The organism is Paenibacillus chitinolyticus NBRC 15660, from assembly GCF_000739915.1.
In the GTDB taxonomy this organism is placed as follows: domain Bacteria; phylum Bacillota; class Bacilli; order Paenibacillales; family NBRC-103111; genus Paenibacillus_F; species Paenibacillus_F chitinolyticus.
In genome coordinates this window covers 20,602-40,444 of record NZ_BBJT01000011.1, presented here as the reverse complement: position 1 = coordinate 40,444, position 19,843 = coordinate 20,602, and the positions used below count along the sequence as shown (strand labels likewise).

Below are 19,843 nucleotides of genomic sequence, written 5' to 3'. Positions count from 1 at the left end.
CCCCCTAAAAAGCCGAGACTCCAAGAATTGCTATAGTGTAAACCGTCATACTTCGCGAAGAGTTGCCGGTTCATCCAGCCCGGGCCGAGGCTGATTCCTACACGCATAAAGGAGAGTTTTCCGATGAAAAAACTTAACATGAAAAAAACCGTTCTATCTACGCTCGTACTCGCTATGGCAATGGGCGGAGGCACTGCCGCGTTCGCTAACGGAAACGGCAAGGATAAGGACTATGATAAGGATAAAGACTGGAAAGAGGGCAAAAACGGAAGCGTACACGGCTCTTTCGATTTCCGGATTACGTTCGACGATCTGAAGGGTTCGGACGTGGAGTGGGCGCTGAAAAATATTGCAAGCCTTTCTTCGAAGCGTGTTTTTGAAGGCTATGAAGACGGTTCGTTCAAACCGCGGAATACGGTTACCCGTATTGAAGCCATTACGGCTGCCGTCCGCCTGATGGGCCTGCGCGATAAAGCGGAATCAAGCGAAGAGAAGCAGACGAAGCTGAACTTCAAGGATGCGAACAAAATTCCCGACTGGGCGGTAGGTTACGTGGCCGTGGCGCTTGAGAACGACCTGTTCGGCGAAAACGAGGACATGGTTCAGCCGTCCAAGCCTGCCGACCGCCTATGGGCGACTATCCTTCTCGTGAAAGCGATGAAGCTGGATGCCGAGGCTAAAGCGAAAATCAACACGCAGCTTTCGTTCAAGGACGCGAAGCAGATTCCGGCCGGTTCCGTCGGTTATGTGGCCGTCGCCATCGAGAAAGGCCTGATCGACGGATTCGAAGACAACTCGTTCCGTCCGAATATGCCGGTAACCCGCGCTCAGCTCGCCGCGCTGCTGGACCGCACGGACAGCCAGATGCCGGGACAGGACCAAACCACGGCCGTCGGTAAAGTGACGGGAACCGTGAGCGGAAATACGCTGGTGCTCGACCTGAACGGCACCCTCAAGACGTATGCGCTGCACCCGGAAGTATTCGTTTACCGCAACGGCGCCAAAGTAAGCGCGTCCCAGCTTCAAAACGGGGATGTCGTCAGACTGCGCTCGTACAACAACACCGTTGTTTTTATCGAAGTAACGAAAAAAGCGGTTGAAGACCGTACGCTGCAGGTGAGCGGCTTGTTCGACTCCATGACGCTGAACAAAGATGGGCGTATCGCTACGGTTACCGTGACGAACCAGGTGTACGGAAGTGCGGACAAGGCAACGTACAAGGTAGCTTCCGACGTTGTGATTCAAGGCGACGTGAGCCGTCTGGTTAAGCCGACTCCGGTTGAGCTGAAAGGCAAAGATAAAGTCGTTGAGACTATTGTCATCAAGTAAGAATCGCGGCAAAAAAAGCCCGGAGTCTGGGGAAATCCCCAAGCTCCGGGCTTTTCTATGAAGGTGCGGTTGCGGTGTGAAAATCGTTTGTGCCATCAGCCGATTTTGCCGCGGGAAACGCCTTTCGGAAGGTGCGGGCCGGATGGGGCCATGGATGAAGCCGGATCGGAACGAAGCCGGATCGGGCCCAGTCGGTTTGGCCAGCAGCGTGCCCGCTATGGCGGAGAGAAGCCGGGCTGACCGTAATGCGGCGCCGAGCATCGTGCGCTGGGAGCTACGTGCGGTCTCGCTTTACTCCTCGCCCTTCATGCCGAAGGCGCCCGCGATCAGGCGGTAAGAATGGAGGCGAGCGCCGAAATTGTGGATGGGCGAAACGATCAGCAGTTCGTCTGCGCTGTAAGCTTCCGCAACCGCATGAAGCCGGCGTTTGACCTGCTCGGGATTGCCGACAATACGCCGTTCCCGGCGTTCTTTGATGCGGGCCAGGTCATACTCCGTGTACGGATAATTCAGCGCCGTATCCACGGATGGGAAGAACCCGAGCTCCAGGCCGCGTTCCAGGCGCAGGAAGTACAAGTCCGTGCTCGAAGCGAGTTTGTTCGCTTCTTCTTCCGTATCCGCGCAGACGGCGAGAACGGCTGCCAGCGTACGAGGCTTGTCGTTCAGCACGGAAGGCTGGAAGTGTTTCTTGTAGTGGCGCATGGCTTCCTCGCCGCCGGGGCTTCCGAAGAACTGGGCGAAGCCGAATGCGGCGCCCTGTTTGGCGGCGATGCGGGCGCTTTCGCCGCTGGAGCCGAGCAGCCATACCTCCGGCGCCGTCGGTATGGAAGGCGAAGCCTGCAGCGCGGCGAAGGGATGCTCCGGAGGCATCGTTTCGTGAAGGTAGCCGGCGATATCGGCGACCTGATCCGGATAGCGGTCGATGCTGACGTATTTGTCCGCTTGCAGGGCGCGGGTCGCCAGCGGCATGCCGCCCGGCGCGCGGCCGAGCCCGAGGTCGATCCGCCCCGGGTGGAGCGCCTCCAGCAGGCGGAAGTTTTCCGCGACCTTGTAGGCGCTGTAATGCGGCAGCATAATGCCGCCGGAGCCCACGCGGATGCGGGAGGTTACCGCCGCGAGATGGGCCAGGAGCACCTCGGGGCTCGAATGGGCCAGCGATTTCGAGGCGTGATGCTCGGACACCCAGTAGCGGGTGAAGCCGAGACGGTCCGCTTCCTGCGCGAGCCGGGTCGTTTCTTTAAGAGCGTCGGAGGCCGTACGGCCTTCGGCTATTTGCGATTGATCCAGAATCCCCAATTTCAACATAAGCTCACCTCTTGTGGATAACTGTAACAAAAATGATTTAACTGTAATCTTAACTGTAACAAATTTACGATCCAAGGTCAAAGTTCGGGCTTCCTCCGTTCCGGATACCCTCTGCCGTTCCACAAGACGATGCCGCCAGGTTGAACCGCTATGCTGTCCAGTCACACGGTCCGCCGGGGGCGGTCTCATGGATTGCCGGCAGCCCTCTGCTGTTCCAAGACGTCCCTCGCCCGAACGCCGAAAAGACCCGCAGTTGTCTGCGGGTCTTTCGTATTAATCAGGCCGGGTTTCCGGCGTTCCGCTGCCGCCCCAAAGCTTTTCCTGCAGCAGGGAGGGTGCCAGAGGCTTGCTGATCAGGTAGCCCTGAATGCAGTCACAGCTCTGTTTTTTCAAATAAGTGAGCTGCTCTTCCGTCTCGACGCCCTCCGCAACGACCGTCATATGAAGGCCGTGGGCCAGTTGGATGACCGTGCGGACGATCCATTCATCTCCTGTGCGGTCGTTCATATGATGGATGAAGGATTTGTCGATTTTAAGCCGGTCGAACGGATAGTAGTTCAAATAACTAAGAGAAGAATAGCCGACGCCAAAATCGTCCATGGCGATGTGAACGCCAAGCTCCTTGAGCTGCCTGAGCGTACGCATCGTTTTGATTTTATTGCGGAGCAGAAGACTCTCCGTGATTTCCAGCTCCAGCCACCGGGCTTCCAGTCCGGTTTCGTCCAATATGCGCCGGATCGCGGGGATCAGCTCGTCGTGTTCAAACTGGATGGAAGATAAGTTGACCGCCATTCTGACGGGCGGGAAGCCTTCGTTCTGCCACGCTTTGTTTTGCCCGCAGGCTGTCCTCAGCACCCATTCGCCGATCGAAAGAATTTGCCGGCTTTCTTCCGCCAGCGGGATAAAATCTTCGGGAGATACGAGACCGAGCTCCGGGTTGTTCCAGCGGACGAGAGCCTCGATGCCTTGGATTTGGCCCGTATCCAGCTGCAGCTGAGGCTGATAGACGAGATGGAATTCGCCGCGTTCCAGCGCTTTATGTAGATTTCTCTGCAAAATCAGTTTCTTTTCGATCGTTTCTTCCAGGTCCGAGGTGAACATGGAGTACAAGTTGCCGCCGAGCTCCTTGGCCCTGTACATGGCGGTGTCCGCGTTTTTCACGATCGTTTCCGAGTCGTATCCGTTGTCCGGGTACAGGCTGATGCCGATGCTCGGCGTAATATAGATGTCTTTCCCCTGGAGGAAAAATCCCGTTTTCAGGGCGGAAAGGACCGTTTCGGCGACCAGAACGCAATCCTGCGCCCCCGCAATGTCCCGAACGATGATCGTAAATTCATCGCCCCCCAGCCTGGATACCGTATGGTCTTGCCCCAGACAGCTTTGCAGCCGTCCGGCCACTTGAACGAGCAGGGCGTCCCCGCTGACGTGTCCCATGGTGTCGTTAATATTTTTGAACTGGTCGAGATCGAGAAAAAGCAGTCCGACTTTCCCTTTCGTTTCCTGTGCTACGGCAATGTCCTGAGTCAAGCGTTCGTTAAAATGAGCCCGGTTGGGCAGACCGGTGACCGAGTCATAATAAGCCATCTTTTTGTAGCGCTTGTTGCTTTCCTCAATGATATCGATCTGCTTCAAATATCCCGAAACGAAGTAATGGATGATCTTGACCGCGATGATCGTAAACACGATTTCCGAAATAAAAAGCTCGTAGCTGGGCTGCTTCAGCATCTTATAAAGCACGACCGAGGCGATGAGAATCCCGATTTGAATGCTGCGCGCTTCGTAAATGATTTTGTCCGCCGAGAAGGGCGCGCCCGTGACCGAACGCATGATGCCCGTCCTCAGCAGAAGATTCACGCCCTCGAACGCGAGGAATACGCATACGATTTTGACGAAAAGAGGGGCCTCGGCGGTCAGAACGCCCATACCCCAGGCAGCCAGCATACTGACGCCGTACATGCCGAGTGTGGTGAAGAAGCGGAACCATCTGATTTTATAAAAAGGCTTGGAGTGCAGCGTAAAAAACGTCAGCGTGTTCAGGACTAGAAAGAAAGTGCTTGCAAAAAATCCCATTTCAAAAAGCGAAAGGATAAAACCGATCGTGACCCCGCTGAAGTAAGTGCCGTTAGGCATTTTAAGGGGCATCATTTCAAAAACGATGACCATCACGGCGATAGGCAGCAATATTTTCAGATCGTAATCGTTCTGCGCGATAAAAGCCGATGCGGTGATCAGGGTGAGGATTCCGAAAGCCGACAGTAGGGAAGTAAACGGGTTATGGTCCTTCATTCTTCCTCCTCTTCACCGAATTTCCGAGCATAAACCGGACGAGTCCGGCTCCAATCCCCACATCGCCGATGCTGATTACTCTTCGTACAAGCGGAATCCAGTCGCCCATCCACCAGAAAGCGGATGCCTCCATAAGCTGATGGCGGGGTTCGTTTTCGGGCAGGGACCCGAGTCCCGCCCATGCCAGCGCCGTATCCGAGACGGGCATCAGTCCTCCGTGTATGACAAGAGCCGTCCAGTTCCAGATAGCGCCCAGGAAAATAAGGGAGATGCCGGAAACTTTCCGGTTCAGCCACAAAAACAGAAGCACAGCCAAAATGGCCGCTTCCGTCCAATAAGGGTATGTCCGGTTAGTCCGGGCCGCTAGGATGAAAATCACGATTTGGGCGGCAAAGCTTCCGAGCAGGAGATAGGGCAGCCTGAAGTTCACTTTCTCTATCATGGAGAGCGGGTTCCGTCCCGAAAGAAGGGTAATGACGACAGCCAGAACGATGAAGTAGATCATATTAACCTCCGAATAAAAAAAAGAACCAGGCTCAGCCCAGTTCCTCTAAGTGGCTCACGGACCCCAAGGAAAGGCCAGTCCGGATGAGTAAACCAATGCTGCAACCGTGAGGATAGCAAAAGCCCAGCGTTTCATCGCGTTTACCTCCAATCCTTTGAAAATAATAGGTACTAATTGCCATTATGTAATCTCATTATAGCTTCCGGGCTCTATTTGTACAAGGTATCCCATTTCGACAAAAATAGACACATTTTGTGTCGGTTTTTTAACGGCGCGATCCGGGATATCCGGTCTCTTGACGAACGCCGGATGCGTGGCTTATGGTGGAAGGAACCTTTATCTGGAACAGGATGAGAATGATGACCGTACTTGTGTGGCTTTTGCCAGCGGCAGCCTGCGCGTATCTCTTCTTGATCGTTCCCACCATGTGGCTCAAAGTGGAGCGCGTGAGGGTACCGGCCGGGCTTGGCATTAAGATTTTGCAGATCAGCGATGTTCACGTCGAGAAGCTGAGGGTCCGTCCCGGCAGGCTTGCTCGGCTGATCGACGAGGAGAAGCCGGATTATATCGCGCTCACCGGAGACTTTACCCGCAGAAGCAAGTATTTGCCGAAAGTTGAAAAGATGCTGAAGACGGTCGCTTCCCGTGGAATTCCGGCGTTTGCCGTTCTCGGCAATCACGATCACCGCCTGGATCCGGCCGGGATGAGGAAGCTGACCGCGATTCTGGACGAAGCGGGCGTTGTTCTGCTCAACAACCGGTCGGTTGATCTCGGCGCCTTCCAGTTCGTCGGCGTGGATGACTTCGGCACCGGGCACAGCCGGATCGGAAAAGCGTTCCGGCATACCGCGGCGCACAAGCCGGTCGTGGTGCTGACCCATGATCCGAACCTCGTCCTTCGTTTAAAGCGCCCGTTTACTTACTTGATGGCGGGGCATTTTCACGGCATGCAGTTTCATATTCCGTTTCTGTTCCGTTTTATCCGGAAGGGGGAACTCGCAGCGAGGGGCATTACGAAGGGCCTTCATGAAACCTCATACGGACCGTATTACATTTCCAAAGGGATTGGCCAGGCGGGTCCTAACGCCCGGTTCATGATCCGCAGCGAAGTTACCGTCCATGAGCTGTGACGGCGGGAGGAATGTCCGGCTGCCGGATGCGAACCCGCCATGCAGCCGGCAAATACCCGGCACCGGAAGCAGCGCAGGCAGCACTCCTCGGCTGGACAGGGGCCGGAGCCGTGCAGGACAATAGACACACAACGGAGGTACAACTCATGCAGGAGAAAAGCAGCTGCAAAATCCGGCGTTCCGGTCTTGTGCGGGAGCTGGACGGTCCGTCGGCAGTGCTGGAAATCGAGGGCAGGACGGTACGTGTGCCCGCCGGTAAAATCGCGGCCGGAACGGCCGCGGGAACGCCGGTGCAGTGGAATGGAACCTTGTGGATTCCGTTCAAGTGACTCCGCCGCCCCGTGTACATTGCTGTGAACTCCCGCGGCTCCGATGACTTTCACGACCTGCGACACGCCTATGGCTCTTCACGGAATCGCCTCTATGACTTCTACTAAAAAGATAAAAAAAGCCCGGCTATAGCAGCCGGGCTTTTAAATATGGAGCAAGGGAAATTGCGCTTATTTCGCGGAAACCGTCTCAAGGTCGCGTACTCCCTGGTAGATCAGGTCGAAAAGCTCCTCGATGTTTTCTTCGTCGATGCAAGAGAAAGCGACGCGAAGATCCGTTTCGCTGAGGGCGATCGTCCCGACGCCGTAAACTTCCAGCAGGCGCTGGCGGAGCGCTTCCGCATCGACGGTTTTCAGCTTCAGGCACATGAAGTAGCCGGAGTTGAACGGGTAGTAATCCCAGGAATCTCCGTACTTGCCGCTGTCGAGCAGAGCTTTCACTTTGTTCGCGCGGCCCTTCATGATTTCGAACTTCTCCTGCTTCTGAGCGTTGAATTCCGGAGAGTTCAAGGCGTGCAGGACAAACGTCTGCGAAGGATGCGAGCACGAGGAGATCGTGGCCCGGATAATCCCGAGCGTTTTCTGTTCCAGGGCGCTGAGCAGCGCTTCATTCTTGCCGGCGTAAGTGATAAAACCTACGCGGAAGCCCCACACATACTCTTCTTTCGTAGCGCCGTCCACTTTAACCGCCAGTACGCGGTCGTGAAGATCGGCAAGCTGGCCGAAAAGAGATTCCTGCAGGGAATTCTCGAAGAACAGGGCGAAGTACGCATCGTCGGTAACGGCCACGACATTGATGCCCGCTTCCGCGGCTTCGCGGATTACGGCAACGATCTGGCGTCCTTCTTCCGCTCCCGGTGTATACCCCGTCGGATTGTTCGGGAAGTTCAGAACGACGAACGCTTTGCCTTTGTCTTTCTGGGCAAGGAGCTGCTCGCGGAGTCCCGCGGAATTAAAGGTGTTGTCTTCGTTGTAAAGGGGATACGTAACGATTTCGGCGCCCCGGCGGATACCGAAGGTAAGCTCGTAGTTTTCCCAGTTTTTATCCGGAATAATGACGCGGTCCCCCGCTTCTACGAACAGGTCGGCCGCAATGCTCAGGCCGTGTGTAAGGGCGTTGGTCACGATCGGATTGCCGAACGTTTTGTTGCTTAAGGACGGATTCTCGTCCAGCATTTTTTTACGCCAGGCGGTGCGCAGACCGGGTTTGCCCGCAGGAGGCGCGTATTCGTAAAGATCTTTCGGATCATAGGCGGACAGCGTATCCTGAATGACCTTCAGGTGCATAGGCTGACCCTTCTCGATGGCAGTACCGATCGTGGCATTATATTTACCGGCTTTGGTTTTCGCCTCGGCCGATTGGCTCAAAATGCCGACTTTCGGGAAATAGATTTGCTTGCCCAACGACGATAACATCTCATACACATAGGCGTTTTCTTTTTCGATGGTTTCATTCAACTGCTTAGCAAGGGGGTTCATTCCGCTCCATCCTTCCGGGGTTATGGAAATTCATTTTAGCCATTATTATAGCACTTCTTACCGGAATGCGTCACTGCGTTACCTAAAAAAAACGGCTCCCGGTATCCGGAAGCCGTTTGAACCCGCAAGGACCGGTGATAAAGCTCCGGAAAAACGTGCGGAAAGCGCGAGAGAAACGCCGAGTGTATTGCCGGAGGGAATAAGAAACCCGGCAGAAAAATAAGTGAATTTGCAGCCAGAGAGTAAGGAGACACGGCGAGAAGCGCTGTCAAATCCGGTACGTTAAGCTTCCATCCCCGCGTCGTACAGCAAAAGGATTTTGCGGATATGAGCGGCCAGTGATTCCCGCGGACAGACCAGATTCGTCTCATAGTATTCCATTTCGACAAGCTCGGGGTGCTCGAGCACGCGCTCGAACTGGATTTCCCGGAACCCGATTCCCTGATTCGTTTCGCTCTCCAGGGCGGAGGCGACCGCTTGAAGGGCCGGGGGATCCAGGGCATCTTCTTCCATATTCAAAATCATATAATGCCAGATATCATTGGCATCGCTATCGACGGGGCGGTGAATCTGGGCCAGATGCCGCAGCAGATCTAGGTTGGCTTCCATGTTGTCCTCCTTTCCGGACGTTCCGTATATCGCCTTCTTTCTTAGCGGTGGGATATGCCCCCATTTACTTACGACAATGCGGAAAATTTAGTCCTGATCCGCAGAAAGCCGGCGGAACGACACCGTCTGGCGGTGATTGTAAGGAAAATGGTCGATAATTTCCGTCAGATTGCCTTCGGCATCGGGGAGTACTCTTCCTTGAACTCCGATGATTTTTCCGTCGGGTCCGACCACTTCTTCTCTAAATGTGTATGCTTGAAGGCGGCCGCGATGGTCATTCTGCGATTGCAGCCGATTATGAAGAATCGCCTTGTTCAGTGCATCTTCCCCTAAACGATCGATCTCCGAATCGTTGTAATGTTTGGGATAAAACGTTTTGCCGTACGTCAGGGAAGTGAACGTTTCCCCGGTAAGAGGGTCCGTTCCTTGGCGTCTGATGACGGCTCTGCGGATTCCGTTCTCCGGCAGTTCCTCGGTTCTCACAACGGTGCAGCGGTCCCGGCGGACGGCGTCCAAAAAGCCGTTCCAGTTATGCAGCCCCATGATCGTCCACCCGCCTCCATAGAGGGTTCCTGCAGGCAAATAAGCCTGCTTCCCTTGGTGGACGGTCTGCCGCGTGCGCGCCGTTGTGAAACGGTGTCTGCGTTCCGGAACGGTTCCGGAACGCGCCGCACCGGCTGCACCGGGCGCATCGGCCGTGTCGTCAGCGCCGCTGCCGGCGTCCGCCGCGCTTTCTGCGGCAGACGGAGCTTCTGCGGACTGGGCCGCAGAAGGCTGTTCCTGCGCGCCGGAGGAAGCCGATTCGGCGCTTGGCGCGGAAGGCTTCTTCCCGGCCCCGAGACCCGCCAGGCGGTCGAGGAGCCGCTGCAGGCCGGCGGCCGCCGCCATACGCGGAGTGAACGCGCCGAGCAGCGGCAAAATCTCTCCGGGCTGAAGCCGCCCGGCGTGTTTACGGCGGGCTTTGAAGTCGCCCGCCAGCGTATCGCTTACCGCGCCCCACAGCGGGAAGAAGGAAGTGAAGAGAAAGGCGGTGCCGAGCAGGAGCACCCCTTTCGCGGCGGCACTCTGCCCGCTCCACCAGGCCGAGGTGGGGGCGTACAGGCAGGAGACGCAGGCGCTGACGGCAGGGCTTGATCCTGCGGCGGCTGCAAGTCCGCCGGTCCAGGCAGCCGCGCTCAGCAGAAGGAACCCCGCCGCAAGCAGGACAGGGACAGCCGCCTTGTTCAGCGTCTTCATTTCATCCTGGAGATTTCCGAGGCTGCGCTTGGCGTCTTTTTTGCCGTACAACAGGGTGAAGGCCAGGCGGCGCCGGATTCTGTAGAAACGGAGAAGGCTGACGTAGCGTTTGGCGCCTTCCTGCAGCATGCTCAAAGAACGGTAGAGCTCGCGAAACGGTTCGATCAAGTTTTCGGAGCGGAACAATGTCAGTCCCTTCCGCATGCGGTTCAGGTCGGCGTAGTCGTATGCGACCGCACCGATCAGCAGAACGATAAACAACGCCTTGGTATAAGCGCCGCCGCCCAGCGTCATGTGAAACCCGTTCAGCCAGGTCGCCTGTGTCCCGTTATGCACCGCGTGATCCGCGGCGACCCAGACAAGCAGAAAGACGGGCAGCGCGTAAGCGGCTTTCCCGATGACCCGGCGCAGGCGGATGGCGATTCCGAGGCCGAGGGCGCAGAGGGCGGTTGCCGCCGTGTGCCCGGCCCAGGGCGAGGCGAGACCCTGCTCAAGGGACGGCAGGAAATGAAACAGGTTCCAGCTCATCGCGCTATCCGGCGAAACCGCCACGGAACCGGCCGGCTCCAGACTGGCATGCAGCCGCATCCAGTACTCCTCCAGGAACTGAAGCCCGGCTCCGGTAGCGCCGCCGATCAGGGCGAAGTCGGCCAGACTAAGCGAGGTCGCTTTGCGCGAGCCCCGCAAGAACAGGAGCAGGGGAGCCAGCTTCATCAGTTCCTCCGTCAGCGGGGAGACGAGCGACGCATTCCAGACGGCGTAAACCGCCGGATCGAACGGCAGGAAGACCAACTGAATAAACAGCGTATTGAGCGGAGCTACGATCCAGGTGCCGATGATAAAAAAAGCGGCGTACGCGGACCAGCCGACGGTTTTGGAACGGCAGACGATCCACAATTGCCAGAGTACGTAAAAAGAGGCTAAAGCCTGTACCAGCAAAGTGCGGCTGTCTTTCATAAATGGCAGGGACAGGCATAAGAGGGCCAGGCCGAGCCAAGATAAAATCGAATAGAAGGCGAATAAACGCGGAGCCTGCGAGGCTCTTTTTTTCCATTGGGTACGAAACCGGTCGCGAGCGGTCCGGATGGTTAAACGCAAACCAGGCAAAATCATATCATTTTCCTTTCTGTGCGCCGATGGCGGACACCAAGCGTCCGTTCCTGTTACCGGAGCTGCGGGTGGACGGGCAAAGAACCCGTGCTCCGCTCTGCTGCCGGAACAGTCCTCTCAAACAAGGCTGCGGCTTCAAATGTGCCTAAACGAAATAGGCGTAACGGCTTATAGAGCTTCTTTTTAGGGGATCGGGAAATTCCTTAAGCTTGCGTCCCCTTCATACAAAGTTCGTAGAGACCGCCTGAAATGGGACTCAGGTAAACGGGGCCGGAGCCGGCTAAAACGCCGTTGATTTTGAACACGTCTCTGTGAGATGGTAAGAAGATAGAAACGATCTGACGGCTTTTTATTTTCACCGGAATTCGGCGGAGGTTTATGTGAAGATTTTAATCCCTTTTAATCACTATGCACAACTGTTTCCCCATAAAAATACCGCCCTCTACCGAGCGCTGCGGGAAAGTATAGTAGAAGGAAGACTGGAATCGGGCTCCAAACTCCCTTCCAGCCGGGAGCTCGCGGAGATATACGGAGTCTCCCGGGGACTCGTTACGCAAGTGTACGAGATGCTGATGTCCGAAGGATACGTAGAAGGCAAACCGGGAAAAGGAACGTTCGTTGCCTATCGGAGCGATCAGGCGGCGGGAAGCGGCTCCTCTTCGGACGAACCGCTCCTTATGTCGGCGTGGGGACGCCTTTTGATGGAATCGGGAGGCGGCGCAGGCAGACGGGAAGAAGGGAGCGGCGTCTCGGCAGGAAATAAGGAGGATAGCCGCGAGCAGGAGCTCCTCGGAGCAGAGCGGAGGCCGGGCGGCGCGAAAGCCGCGGATGCAGGCGCTGCAGGGCGAGAGCAGACAGGTGGCGTGAAGCAGGTCGAGACAGGTACTGCGGGTTATGCCGAGGCGAGAGGTACAGGAGTGGCAAAGGCCAGCGGTGTGAAAGTCACGGATGCAGGGACTGTGGGGCAAGAGCAGACAGGTGGCGTGAAGCAGACGGAAGCAGGTACCGTGGGTTATGCCGAAGCGATGGGCGAAGGACTTGCTGAAGGGAGCGCGGTGAAAACGTCGGATGCAGGTAGTGCGGGGCAAACCGCGGCCCTTGCAAGCACGCGCGCGCGGGCGGACGAAACGCGCAGCCGCAGTGCGGGCTCCTGGAGCGCGGACCTGCATACACCCGCGGGCCCGGGTTCCGTCGTCTTCGAGCTGTCCGGCACCGACAGCGCGGCCTTCCCGCGGCAGGCCTGGAACCGCTGCCTGCACGAGCAGGTGCGCAGCGCCGCCTTCCTTGAGAGTCCGCTGCGCGACCCTCAAGGCGACTATTCGCTGCGCTCGGCTATCGCGCTGCATCTGCGGCGCTCGCGAAGCATCGACGCGGACCCCGATTGCGTCGCAATCGTGAACGGGTCGATGCAGGCGATCGCGCTGACGATGCAGCTGCTGGTAAACCCGGGCGACGAGGTAGTCGTCGAGTCGCCCGGTTACAGCGGCGCCGTGCGCGCTGCGGCCGCCGCAGGCGGCGTACCCGTCGATGCGCCCGTCGACGGGCAGGGCATCATCCCGCAGCCATGGAATGCGCGGCTGCTGTTCGTCACCCCCGGACGGCAGTTTCCGACCGGGGCGGTTCTTCCGCTGAAGCGGAGGCAGGAGCTGCTCCGCTGGGCGAAGGAACGCGGCGCCGTCATCATCGAGGATGATTACGATACCGAGTTCCGCTACGCGGGCCGGCCCCTGGAGCCGCTTAAGGCGCTGGACCGCGAAGGCCGCGTCTTGTTCGTCGGCACGTTCTCGCGAACGATGTACGCGGGCCTGCGCCTCGGCTATGCGGTACTGCCGCCGTCTCTCGTCGAGCCTTTCCGGCGCGCCAAGCAGCACTACGAGCCTCTGACGACGGGGATGATGGAGCAGCGGGCCCTGGCGGCCTTTATGAACAGCGGTGCCTACGAGCGTCATCTGCGCAGGATGCAGCGGGTGTACGGGGAAAAAGCCGCCTTGCTGCGTTCGGGGCTGACGGCGCTGGATCCCGCTTTTGAATGGATGCCGAGCGAAGCGGGACTCCACATTTTCGGCTGGTGGAAAGGCGGCGCGGAAGCGTATAGGCGATTTGCCGCCGAATGCGCCGAGCGGGGTGTCTTCTGGCGGGCCGCCGGGCCGCATGTTCGCTGCGGAGAAAGGCCCGCGGCATGTTTCGGCTTCGGACATCTGTCCCGGGAGGAGATCGGCCGGGGCAGCGCCGTGATGACGGAAGTCCTGACGGAAACTTTTTTATAAGCATACGGGAATCTCCAAAAGGTTTGTGCTATGATGTGAATGAAGGACGAGCCCGGTTTGACTCGCCGAGGCTTTTCCGTAATAGAAATACCGTAGGAGTGATTGGATATGGCCGGATTTACCGGAGGTACAAGTATTATTTTGCGGCTTGAGATGATGAAAGAACGCACGAATTTCGGGCAGATCGCGACTACAATCGGCGACGCCGGCGGCGATGTCGTGGCAATTGACGTCAACCGTTCAACGAAAACCGTTACCGTCCGGGACATCACCGTTAAAGTCAGCGACCAGAATCAGACGGATGCCATCGTGAAGGCTCTGAACGAGCTGGATGGCGTAAAAGTCATTAACGTGTCTGACCAGACGTTCCTGCTTCACTTGGGCGGTAAAATCGAAACGACGGCGAAAATACCGATCAAGAACCGTGATGATTTGTCCCGTGTGTACACACCCGGGGTGGCAAACGTTTGTATGGCCATTCATGAAGATCCTTCGAAAGCGTTCTCATTGACGATTAAACGTAACACCGTTGCCGTTGTATCGGATGGTACGGCAGTTCTGGGACTGGGCGATATCGGTCCGGAAGCGGCCATGCCGGTTATGGAAGGTAAAGCTATGCTGTTCAAGCAGTTTGCCGGCGTAGATGCTTTCCCGATCTGCCTCAATACACAGGACCCTGAAGAAATCATATCGATCGTAAAAGCGATTTCCCCGGCTTTCGGCGGAATCAACTTGGAAGATATTTCGTCCCCGCGCTGTTTTGAAATCGAGAACCGGCTTATCGAAGAGCTGGATATTCCCGTTTTCCACGATGACCAGCACGGCACGGCGGTCGTTCTGCTTGCCGGCATGCTGAACGCGGTCAAGGTTGCGGGCAAGAAGCTTGAAGACTGCAAGGTTATCGTCTGCGGCATCGGAGCTGCCGGTATCGCATGCACCAAGATTCTGCTCGCGGCAGGCGTTAAGAACGTAATTGGGGTCGACCGTCAGGGCGCTCTGGTCCGCGGCGAATCGTATCCGTACGAATCGTGGCAGTGGTATGCGGAGAATACGAATCCGAATGAGGAAAAAGGACGTCTCTCCGACGTGATCGAGGGAGCCGATATTTTTGTCGGTCTGTCCGGACCGGGCGTGCTTAAAGTGGAGGACGTCAAGAAAATGGCGGTTGATCCGATCGTATTCGCCATGGCGAATCCGACACCGGAAATCTCGCCGGAAGAAGCGGAGCCTTACGTGCGTGTGATGGCGACGGGCCGTTCCGACTATCCGAACCAGATCAACAACGTCCTGTGCTTTCCGGGTTTGTTCCGCGGACTTCTGGACTGCCGCGCTACGCGGGTCAACGAGCAGATGAAGCTGGCAGCCGCCAAAGCTATCGCGTCCGTCGTGTCGGAAGAAGAGCTCAACGAGCTTTACATTATACCGAGCGTATTCAACAAGCAGGTTGTGAAGAAGGTCCGCGAGGCCGTGATTGCGGCCGCTTACGAAACCGGCGTAGCCAGACGGAAAAGTGCGGATATCCGCAGTGACGAAGCCGCTCAGTCCGCAGACGGCGCGGGTATGTTATAATAAATTCCTGGTTACAGTTTAACTAGGAAAGCAGGCGATAACATGTTTCATACGGAAACTTACGGAGGAACCCGTGAAGAGCAGTACACCCTCGTCATTGCCCAGTTGAAGGCGCTGATTGAAGGGGAGCCAAGCCGGATTGCCAATCTGGCGAACGCTTCGGCTCTGCTCGGCCAGTTTCTCCGGGATATAAATTGGGTCGGTTTTTACTTGCTGGAAGGAGAACAGTTGGTGCTCGGACCTTTCCAGGGGCTTCCGGCTTGCGTGCGCATCCCGCTCGGACGCGGAGTATGCGGTACCGCCGCGCAGAAGCGCGAGACGCTGGTTGTTGAGGATGTGGAGCGGTTTCCCGGGCATATTGCCTGCGACTCGGCCTCCCGCTCGGAAATCGTCGTACCGCTTGTTAAAGACGGCGAGCTGCTGGGCGTCCTGGATATCGACAGTCCGAACCTGGCCCGTTTTGACGAAACCGACCGCGTTATGCTGGAGCGTTTCGTGACGGAGCTGGCAGCCCGGCTGTAACTCCCGATTGGGTACCCACCTTATGCACAACGTGAGTTTGTTTCATGTAATGAAGAGTTCTTAGCTTTTAGAAGCCCTCGTACCAGCCGGTGCGGGGGCTTTTTTAGCAGCCTTGCAAAACATTTTGTATTTTTGTATTTATTTTCCAAAGGAAATTCGTTAGAGTAGAAGAAGAGAGCACATTGACGCTTCTAGCGGGAGAACGACATATAGAGGATAGACTTTGCTTGTAAAAAGAAGCGCTCATTACCGAGGAGGAGAGCTTGTGAAGACGATTGAAATACGAAATCCGCTGCTGCCTCTGCTGGCCGGGTCGGCATTCAGCGCTTTTATGTTTGCCACGCTGATGATACAAAACTGGGACCTGTCCGACTTGCTTAAGCCGCTGACGGTTCTCGGCCTGCTTCTCGCGCTTTTTACCGCCGGATATGTCCTGTTCGATCTGATCGAATCCCGTCACGTTGAATTTGAAGGCCGGGTAACGGACTATAACAACGGCAGGTTGTCGCTAAAGACGCGGGAGGGCAAGGTAAAGCGCTACAGGCTGCCGACCAGGGAAATACAGCCGGGGGAAAGCGGAGAGCTTCTGGAGGCGGGGAATCAGGTGAAGGCTACCGTGACGAAAAGAACCGGTCAGCTGCTGACTTTGGAGGTCCTGTCCGGCTAACCGGGCGGACTTCCCGCAAGCGATAAACACCACTGGAAGCAGGGTCCGCGTTCCGAGAAGTTCCCATTCCGAAATAGGAGAGACAAGCCGAATCGGGCCCTATCCGGGCTCATGATCCGGCTCTTTTTTCGGCCTGTCGGCCAAATATAGAATCAGATAAAAAAACGTCATGACCAGAGCCAAAACGGCGCAGGGCAAGCCTTTCGAAAACAAGTTCTCGAAGCGCTCCACGTTTCCCAGAGGACCGGTCTGCAGCAAGTAAACTTCCGGCATACCGCTGATAAATTGGACGGTGTATATGACCATCATTAGCAGGGACACCCCCCCATAGAACAAATAAATCGGTCTTGTCCGCATGTTGTTCACCCCTTCCTCTTCCTTTCATTCTACTGCTTTCGTGTCTATAAAGTTGCGATAAATGGCCGATTCATTGACAGGCTATGCCGTGACTCCTAAGATATGGGTACAATGAAATGCGCTTATGCGGGTATGAATTTAAGCTGCCCGACAAAGAAAGCCCCGGCAAACGGGGAGAAAGAGGGCGAGAAAACGCATGCTGACAATTACGGAAAGCAACCTGCGAGCCGATCGGGAACCGCTGCTTCATCCTTTCGGATTTAAAGGAGGACAATTAACGGAGCTGTGGCAGCCGATTGTTACGCTAACTAGTGAAAGCGGTCACAAAGGCACGGGAGTGGGAGTTCAGAGTCCATTGTGGTCGGACGCGAATCTGATGGCTTCTCTCGGTGAGCAGGGAGCTAACGAGCTGATGTACAAATTTGCGGAGGAGACCGTAAAGTCTCTGGAGGGAGCCTCCTTCGCGCATCCGATGGAACTGTTCGAACAATTGTATGCGCGGCCTTCGCAGTCCTGGTTCGCCCGTCAGGGGCATCCGAATGTCCGGCCGACTTACGTTCTGAACGCGCTGGCGGCGGTCGATTTCGCGGCCTGGGTCCTCTACGCGCGGGAGCGGGAGATTTACCGCTTCTCGGATCTGCTGCCGGCCGAATACCATAGCCTGGGCGAGCAGAAGACGGAGGCGGTTGCAGCCGTTCCCGCTATCGCGTACGGTACGGACGACGAGGAAATCACCGGCTTGCTGGAGCAGGGCTGTACCGTGCTCAAAATCAAGCTGGGGTCCGGCGGCAGCGATATGATCGATTGGGACAGCAAGCGCCTGCGGCATATTCATGAGCTGACCCAAGCTTATTTGCAGACCCGCCCCGCCCCGGCAGAGGTGTCTTATTATCTCGACCTGAACGGCCGTTACGCGGCAAAAGACGACCTCCTGCGGCTGCTGGAAGATGCGGACCGCAGCGGATCGCTTCCTTCTGTTATTCTGGTGGAAGAACCGTTCCTGGACGGACGCGAAATCTCCGTCGAGGATGTGCCGGCCCGCATTGCCGGGGATGAGAGCATCCAGTCCGAAAGCGATGCCCGCTACTACATGGATCTCGGCTACGGCGCTCTCGCCCTTAAACCGGCGGCGAAGTCGATGAGCCTGAGCCTGAAAGTGGCCGCTCTGGCCGCCGAGCGGGGAGTGCCGTGCTTCTGCGCCGACCTTACGGCCAATCCGCTGCTGGTGGAGTGGACCCGCGTGCTGGCGGCTCACCTTCGTCCTCTGCCCGGGATGGCTTACGGCCTGATCGAATCCAACGGCGGGCAAAACTACCGCGGTTGGGACCGGCTCGTCAGCTATCATCCGGCCGCGGGAGCGGGCTGGACCCGCACGCGCGGCGGGTTATTCGAGCTGGACGAGGCTTTCTACGCGGAAAGCGGCGGCGTATTCCGGCCGAGTTCTTATTACGAGAACCGGTAGGTATTGCCGCGAACTGTGCACCCGCCTCAGCGTCCTACGGCTTCAAGGCTGAGAATATCTTTCAGATAGCCCGGGAGGGCGTCGAGGTGGTTGCCGAGGAAAGCGTCGCTTTCCCTGCCGACCCGCTCGGCGGCGGGTACCATAGAAAGCTGGGCCGCGAACACCGTTTTGCGGGGATGGTCTTCGATGGCATGGAACAGCCCTCTGGAAACCGCTTCGATATAATCGTTCTTCTTGCCCTGCATGACGAGCTGGAACGTGTTTTCAAGAAGGACCGGCTCTACCTGAATCTCCTGGCCGGCTGCGGCCGCAAACTTGTGGAGCTGTTCCATCGTGCCTTCGACAGTCGAAGGATTGGTGAAAACGAGAACCGAAGGCCGGTTAAGCTGCAAAATTTTGTGAAACAAAGGATCGTCGATTTTAATAATCGGCACCGGGCAGGAGAAATGTTCAGGCAGATGAGCCGTAAAATACGTACAGGTAATTAAAATGGCATCCACATGACAACTGGCTAACCAGTCGAGTGTGGATTTTATTTTGTTCAGGGCCAGTTCCTCCGTAAAATCGCTGTCGTTCTTAATCCGGTCCAAACCGGGATCGACGAAATGCACCAGCTCGATGTCATAAGAGCCGAGGGCTTTCTCGATATGTTCGATATTGGAGTAGTGGGCATGATAGCAGCCAAGTTTTCTTTTCATCCGATAGACACCCCGTCCGAAGTTTTCTATGAAGTATAGCAAGGTTAACAATATTTGGCAATGGGAACACGGGGCCGAGCGGGTATAAAAATGTCTTCTCACCCTGCGCAGGGATTGGGCTGAGCCGAATAACGAACCGAGTAACGAACCGAATAACTAGGAACCGACGAACCGCATCAGCTCCCGGTTGAATTTGCCCATTTCACAGTAAAACAAGCCATGACCGCTGTATGCGAACGGCACGAGTTCGGAGTGCTTGATGCCCGCTTGTGTCGCCTGGGCTAGCGGATAGGGACAGATCATGTCCTGTGCCCCCTGGAAAATCACTGTGGGCACCGAGATTTTGGGCAGATCGGGACGCAGATCCTCGTCTCTCAAAAGAGCCGCTCCCATGGCGGTCGCATGCCCGGAGGATGACAGGGCGATCCCGTGAAACCAGTTTTGAAGAGGGGCCGACACATACCGGGCAAAAAAACGGCCGCCGAGATCTTCGAGCATTTTAGGGCGGTCGGTATAGGTTCCTTCTATGAGATGGTTCAGTTCTTCGATTGAATTGCCGTACGGGAAGTCCGGACGTTTGGTAAATAGGGGAGCTGCCGGAGCGAACAGAGCCAGCTTGGAAACGCCAAACCCGCCGTGTCTGGCCATATACCGGATCGCAATGGCTCCTCCCATGGAAAATCCGGCGAGTATAATGCCTTCGAGCCTAAGCGTCTCGATCACACGGCGGATATCGTCCGCCATCCGGTCGTAGGAATAGCCTCCCCAAGGGCGGTCGGATTTGCCGAATCCTCTCAAATCGACGCCGATACAGCGGTATCCGGCTTTGGGAAGCTGATCGAACTGGTACTCGAACATCGTGTGGTTAAGCGGCCAGCCGTGAATGAACAGAATCGTTTTGCCGCCGCCCCCGGGATTCAAATCCTCGACATAAAGGTTAACTCCCTGCTCTACGGGGATGTAGATGCCCATGCTGCGCCTCC

General features: G+C 56.6%; 17 protein-coding genes. 8 read left to right on the top strand and 9 right to left on the bottom strand.

Annotation, left to right across the window (positions count from 1 at the left end):
* The first annotated feature begins 123 nt into the window (after positions 1 to 123).
* Positions 124 to 1,329, top strand: coding sequence for an S-layer homology domain-containing protein (locus PCH01S_RS22615; protein ID WP_042233382.1), 1,206 nt, complete (start codon positions 124 to 126; stop codon positions 1,327 to 1,329).
* Between the two features lie 291 nt (positions 1,330 to 1,620).
* On the opposite strand, the gene PCH01S_RS22610 is transcribed toward PCH01S_RS22615, so the two are convergent.
* From PCH01S_RS22610 to PCH01S_RS22600, 3 genes are all read right to left on the bottom strand, one after another.
* Positions 1,621 to 2,634, bottom strand: coding sequence for an LLM class flavin-dependent oxidoreductase (locus tag PCH01S_RS22610; RefSeq protein WP_042233379.1), 1,014 nt, complete (start codon positions 2,632 to 2,634; stop codon positions 1,621 to 1,623).
* A 273-nt stretch (positions 2,635 to 2,907) separates the two neighbouring features.
* Positions 2,908 to 4,920, bottom strand: coding sequence for a putative bifunctional diguanylate cyclase/phosphodiesterase (locus tag PCH01S_RS22605; protein WP_042233377.1), 2,013 nt, complete (start codon positions 4,918 to 4,920; stop codon positions 2,908 to 2,910).
* Complete coding sequence (locus PCH01S_RS22600) at positions 4,907 to 5,425, bottom strand: DUF5317 domain-containing protein (protein ID WP_042233375.1); 519 nt, start codon at positions 5,423 to 5,425, stop codon at positions 4,907 to 4,909. The genes PCH01S_RS22605 and PCH01S_RS22600 overlap by 14 nt, the downstream gene beginning before the upstream one ends.
* A 320-nt stretch (positions 5,426 to 5,745) precedes the next feature.
* Between PCH01S_RS22600 and PCH01S_RS22595 the strand changes: the two genes are divergently transcribed.
* Together PCH01S_RS22595 and PCH01S_RS30960 are read left to right on the top strand one after the other, a co-directional pair.
* On the top strand, positions 5,746 to 6,555 hold the full coding sequence (locus PCH01S_RS22595; protein ID WP_241688734.1) for a metallophosphoesterase: 810 nt from the start codon (positions 5,746 to 5,748) through the stop codon (positions 6,553 to 6,555).
* A 146-nt stretch (positions 6,556 to 6,701) separates the two neighbouring features.
* The gene (locus PCH01S_RS30960) at positions 6,702 to 6,884 is read left to right on the top strand and encodes a hypothetical protein (RefSeq protein ID WP_129112536.1); all 183 of its coding nucleotides are present in this window, start codon (positions 6,702 to 6,704) and stop codon (positions 6,882 to 6,884) included.
* 171 nt (positions 6,885 to 7,055) lie between these two features.
* Here PCH01S_RS30960 and PCH01S_RS22585 read toward each other — a convergent pair whose 3' ends face one another.
* The 3 genes from PCH01S_RS22585 to PCH01S_RS22570 all read right to left on the bottom strand — a co-directional run bounded on the left by PCH01S_RS22585 (position 7,056) and on the right by PCH01S_RS22570 (position 11,321).
* Positions 7,056 to 8,363, bottom strand: coding sequence for an aminotransferase class I/II-fold pyridoxal phosphate-dependent enzyme (locus PCH01S_RS22585; RefSeq protein WP_042233370.1), 1,308 nt, complete (start codon positions 8,361 to 8,363; stop codon positions 7,056 to 7,058).
* A gap of 282 nt (positions 8,364 to 8,645) precedes the next feature.
* Entirely contained in the window at positions 8,646 to 8,972 is a 327-nt protein-coding gene (locus PCH01S_RS22575) for a hypothetical protein (RefSeq protein ID WP_042233366.1), read from the bottom strand.
* Between the two features lie 87 nt (positions 8,973 to 9,059).
* Positions 9,060 to 11,321 (bottom strand): PrsW family glutamic-type intramembrane protease, encoded by a 2,262-nt coding sequence (locus PCH01S_RS22570; protein ID WP_042233364.1) that lies wholly within the window; start codon positions 11,319 to 11,321, stop codon positions 9,060 to 9,062.
* 377 nt (positions 11,322 to 11,698) lie between these two features.
* Between PCH01S_RS22570 and PCH01S_RS22565 the strand changes: the two genes are divergently transcribed.
* The 4 genes from PCH01S_RS22565 (at position 11,699) to PCH01S_RS22550 (ending at position 16,343) form a co-directional block, all read left to right on the top strand.
* Positions 11,699 to 13,585 carry an aminotransferase-like domain-containing protein gene (locus tag PCH01S_RS22565; protein WP_042233361.1) on the top strand — a complete coding sequence of 629 codons (1,887 nt, stop codon included), beginning with the start codon at positions 11,699 to 11,701 and terminating at the stop codon, positions 13,583 to 13,585.
* Positions 13,586 to 13,693: 108 nt separating this feature from the next.
* Positions 13,694 to 15,154, top strand: a complete 1,461-nt coding sequence (locus PCH01S_RS22560) for an NAD-dependent malic enzyme (RefSeq protein ID WP_042233358.1) — start codon at positions 13,694 to 13,696, stop codon at positions 15,152 to 15,154.
* A 42-nt stretch (positions 15,155 to 15,196) separates the two neighbouring features.
* Positions 15,197 to 15,676 carry a GAF domain-containing protein gene (locus tag PCH01S_RS22555; RefSeq protein ID WP_042233356.1) on the top strand — a complete coding sequence of 160 codons (480 nt, stop codon included), beginning with the start codon at positions 15,197 to 15,199 and terminating at the stop codon, positions 15,674 to 15,676.
* A 265-nt stretch (positions 15,677 to 15,941) separates the two neighbouring features.
* Positions 15,942 to 16,343 carry a hypothetical protein gene (locus PCH01S_RS22550; RefSeq protein WP_042233354.1) on the top strand — a complete coding sequence of 134 codons (402 nt, stop codon included), beginning with the start codon at positions 15,942 to 15,944 and terminating at the stop codon, positions 16,341 to 16,343.
* Positions 16,344 to 16,442: 99 nt separating this feature from the next.
* Here PCH01S_RS22550 and PCH01S_RS22545 read toward each other — a convergent pair whose 3' ends face one another.
* Positions 16,443 to 16,700: a hypothetical protein gene (locus tag PCH01S_RS22545; RefSeq protein ID WP_042233658.1), complete on the bottom strand. Its 258-nt coding sequence runs from the start codon at positions 16,698 to 16,700 to the stop codon at positions 16,443 to 16,445.
* Between the two features lie 196 nt (positions 16,701 to 16,896).
* Here PCH01S_RS22545 and PCH01S_RS22540 point away from each other — a divergent pair, with 196 nt between their 5' ends.
* A complete protein-coding gene (locus PCH01S_RS22540; protein ID WP_042233352.1) occupies positions 16,897 to 18,162 on the top strand; it encodes an enolase C-terminal domain-like protein in 1,266 nt (421 codons plus the stop codon).
* 26 nt (positions 18,163 to 18,188) lie between these two features.
* Here PCH01S_RS22540 and PCH01S_RS22535 read toward each other — a convergent pair whose 3' ends face one another.
* Both PCH01S_RS22535 and PCH01S_RS22530 read right to left on the bottom strand, forming a co-directional pair.
* Positions 18,189 to 18,860, bottom strand: coding sequence for a hypothetical protein (locus PCH01S_RS22535; protein WP_042233350.1), 672 nt, complete (start codon positions 18,858 to 18,860; stop codon positions 18,189 to 18,191).
* Positions 18,861 to 19,016: 156 nt separating this feature from the next.
* Complete coding sequence (locus PCH01S_RS22530) at positions 19,017 to 19,832, bottom strand: alpha/beta fold hydrolase (protein ID WP_042233347.1); 816 nt, start codon at positions 19,830 to 19,832, stop codon at positions 19,017 to 19,019.
* Between the last annotated feature and the right edge of the window lie 11 nt (positions 19,833 to 19,843).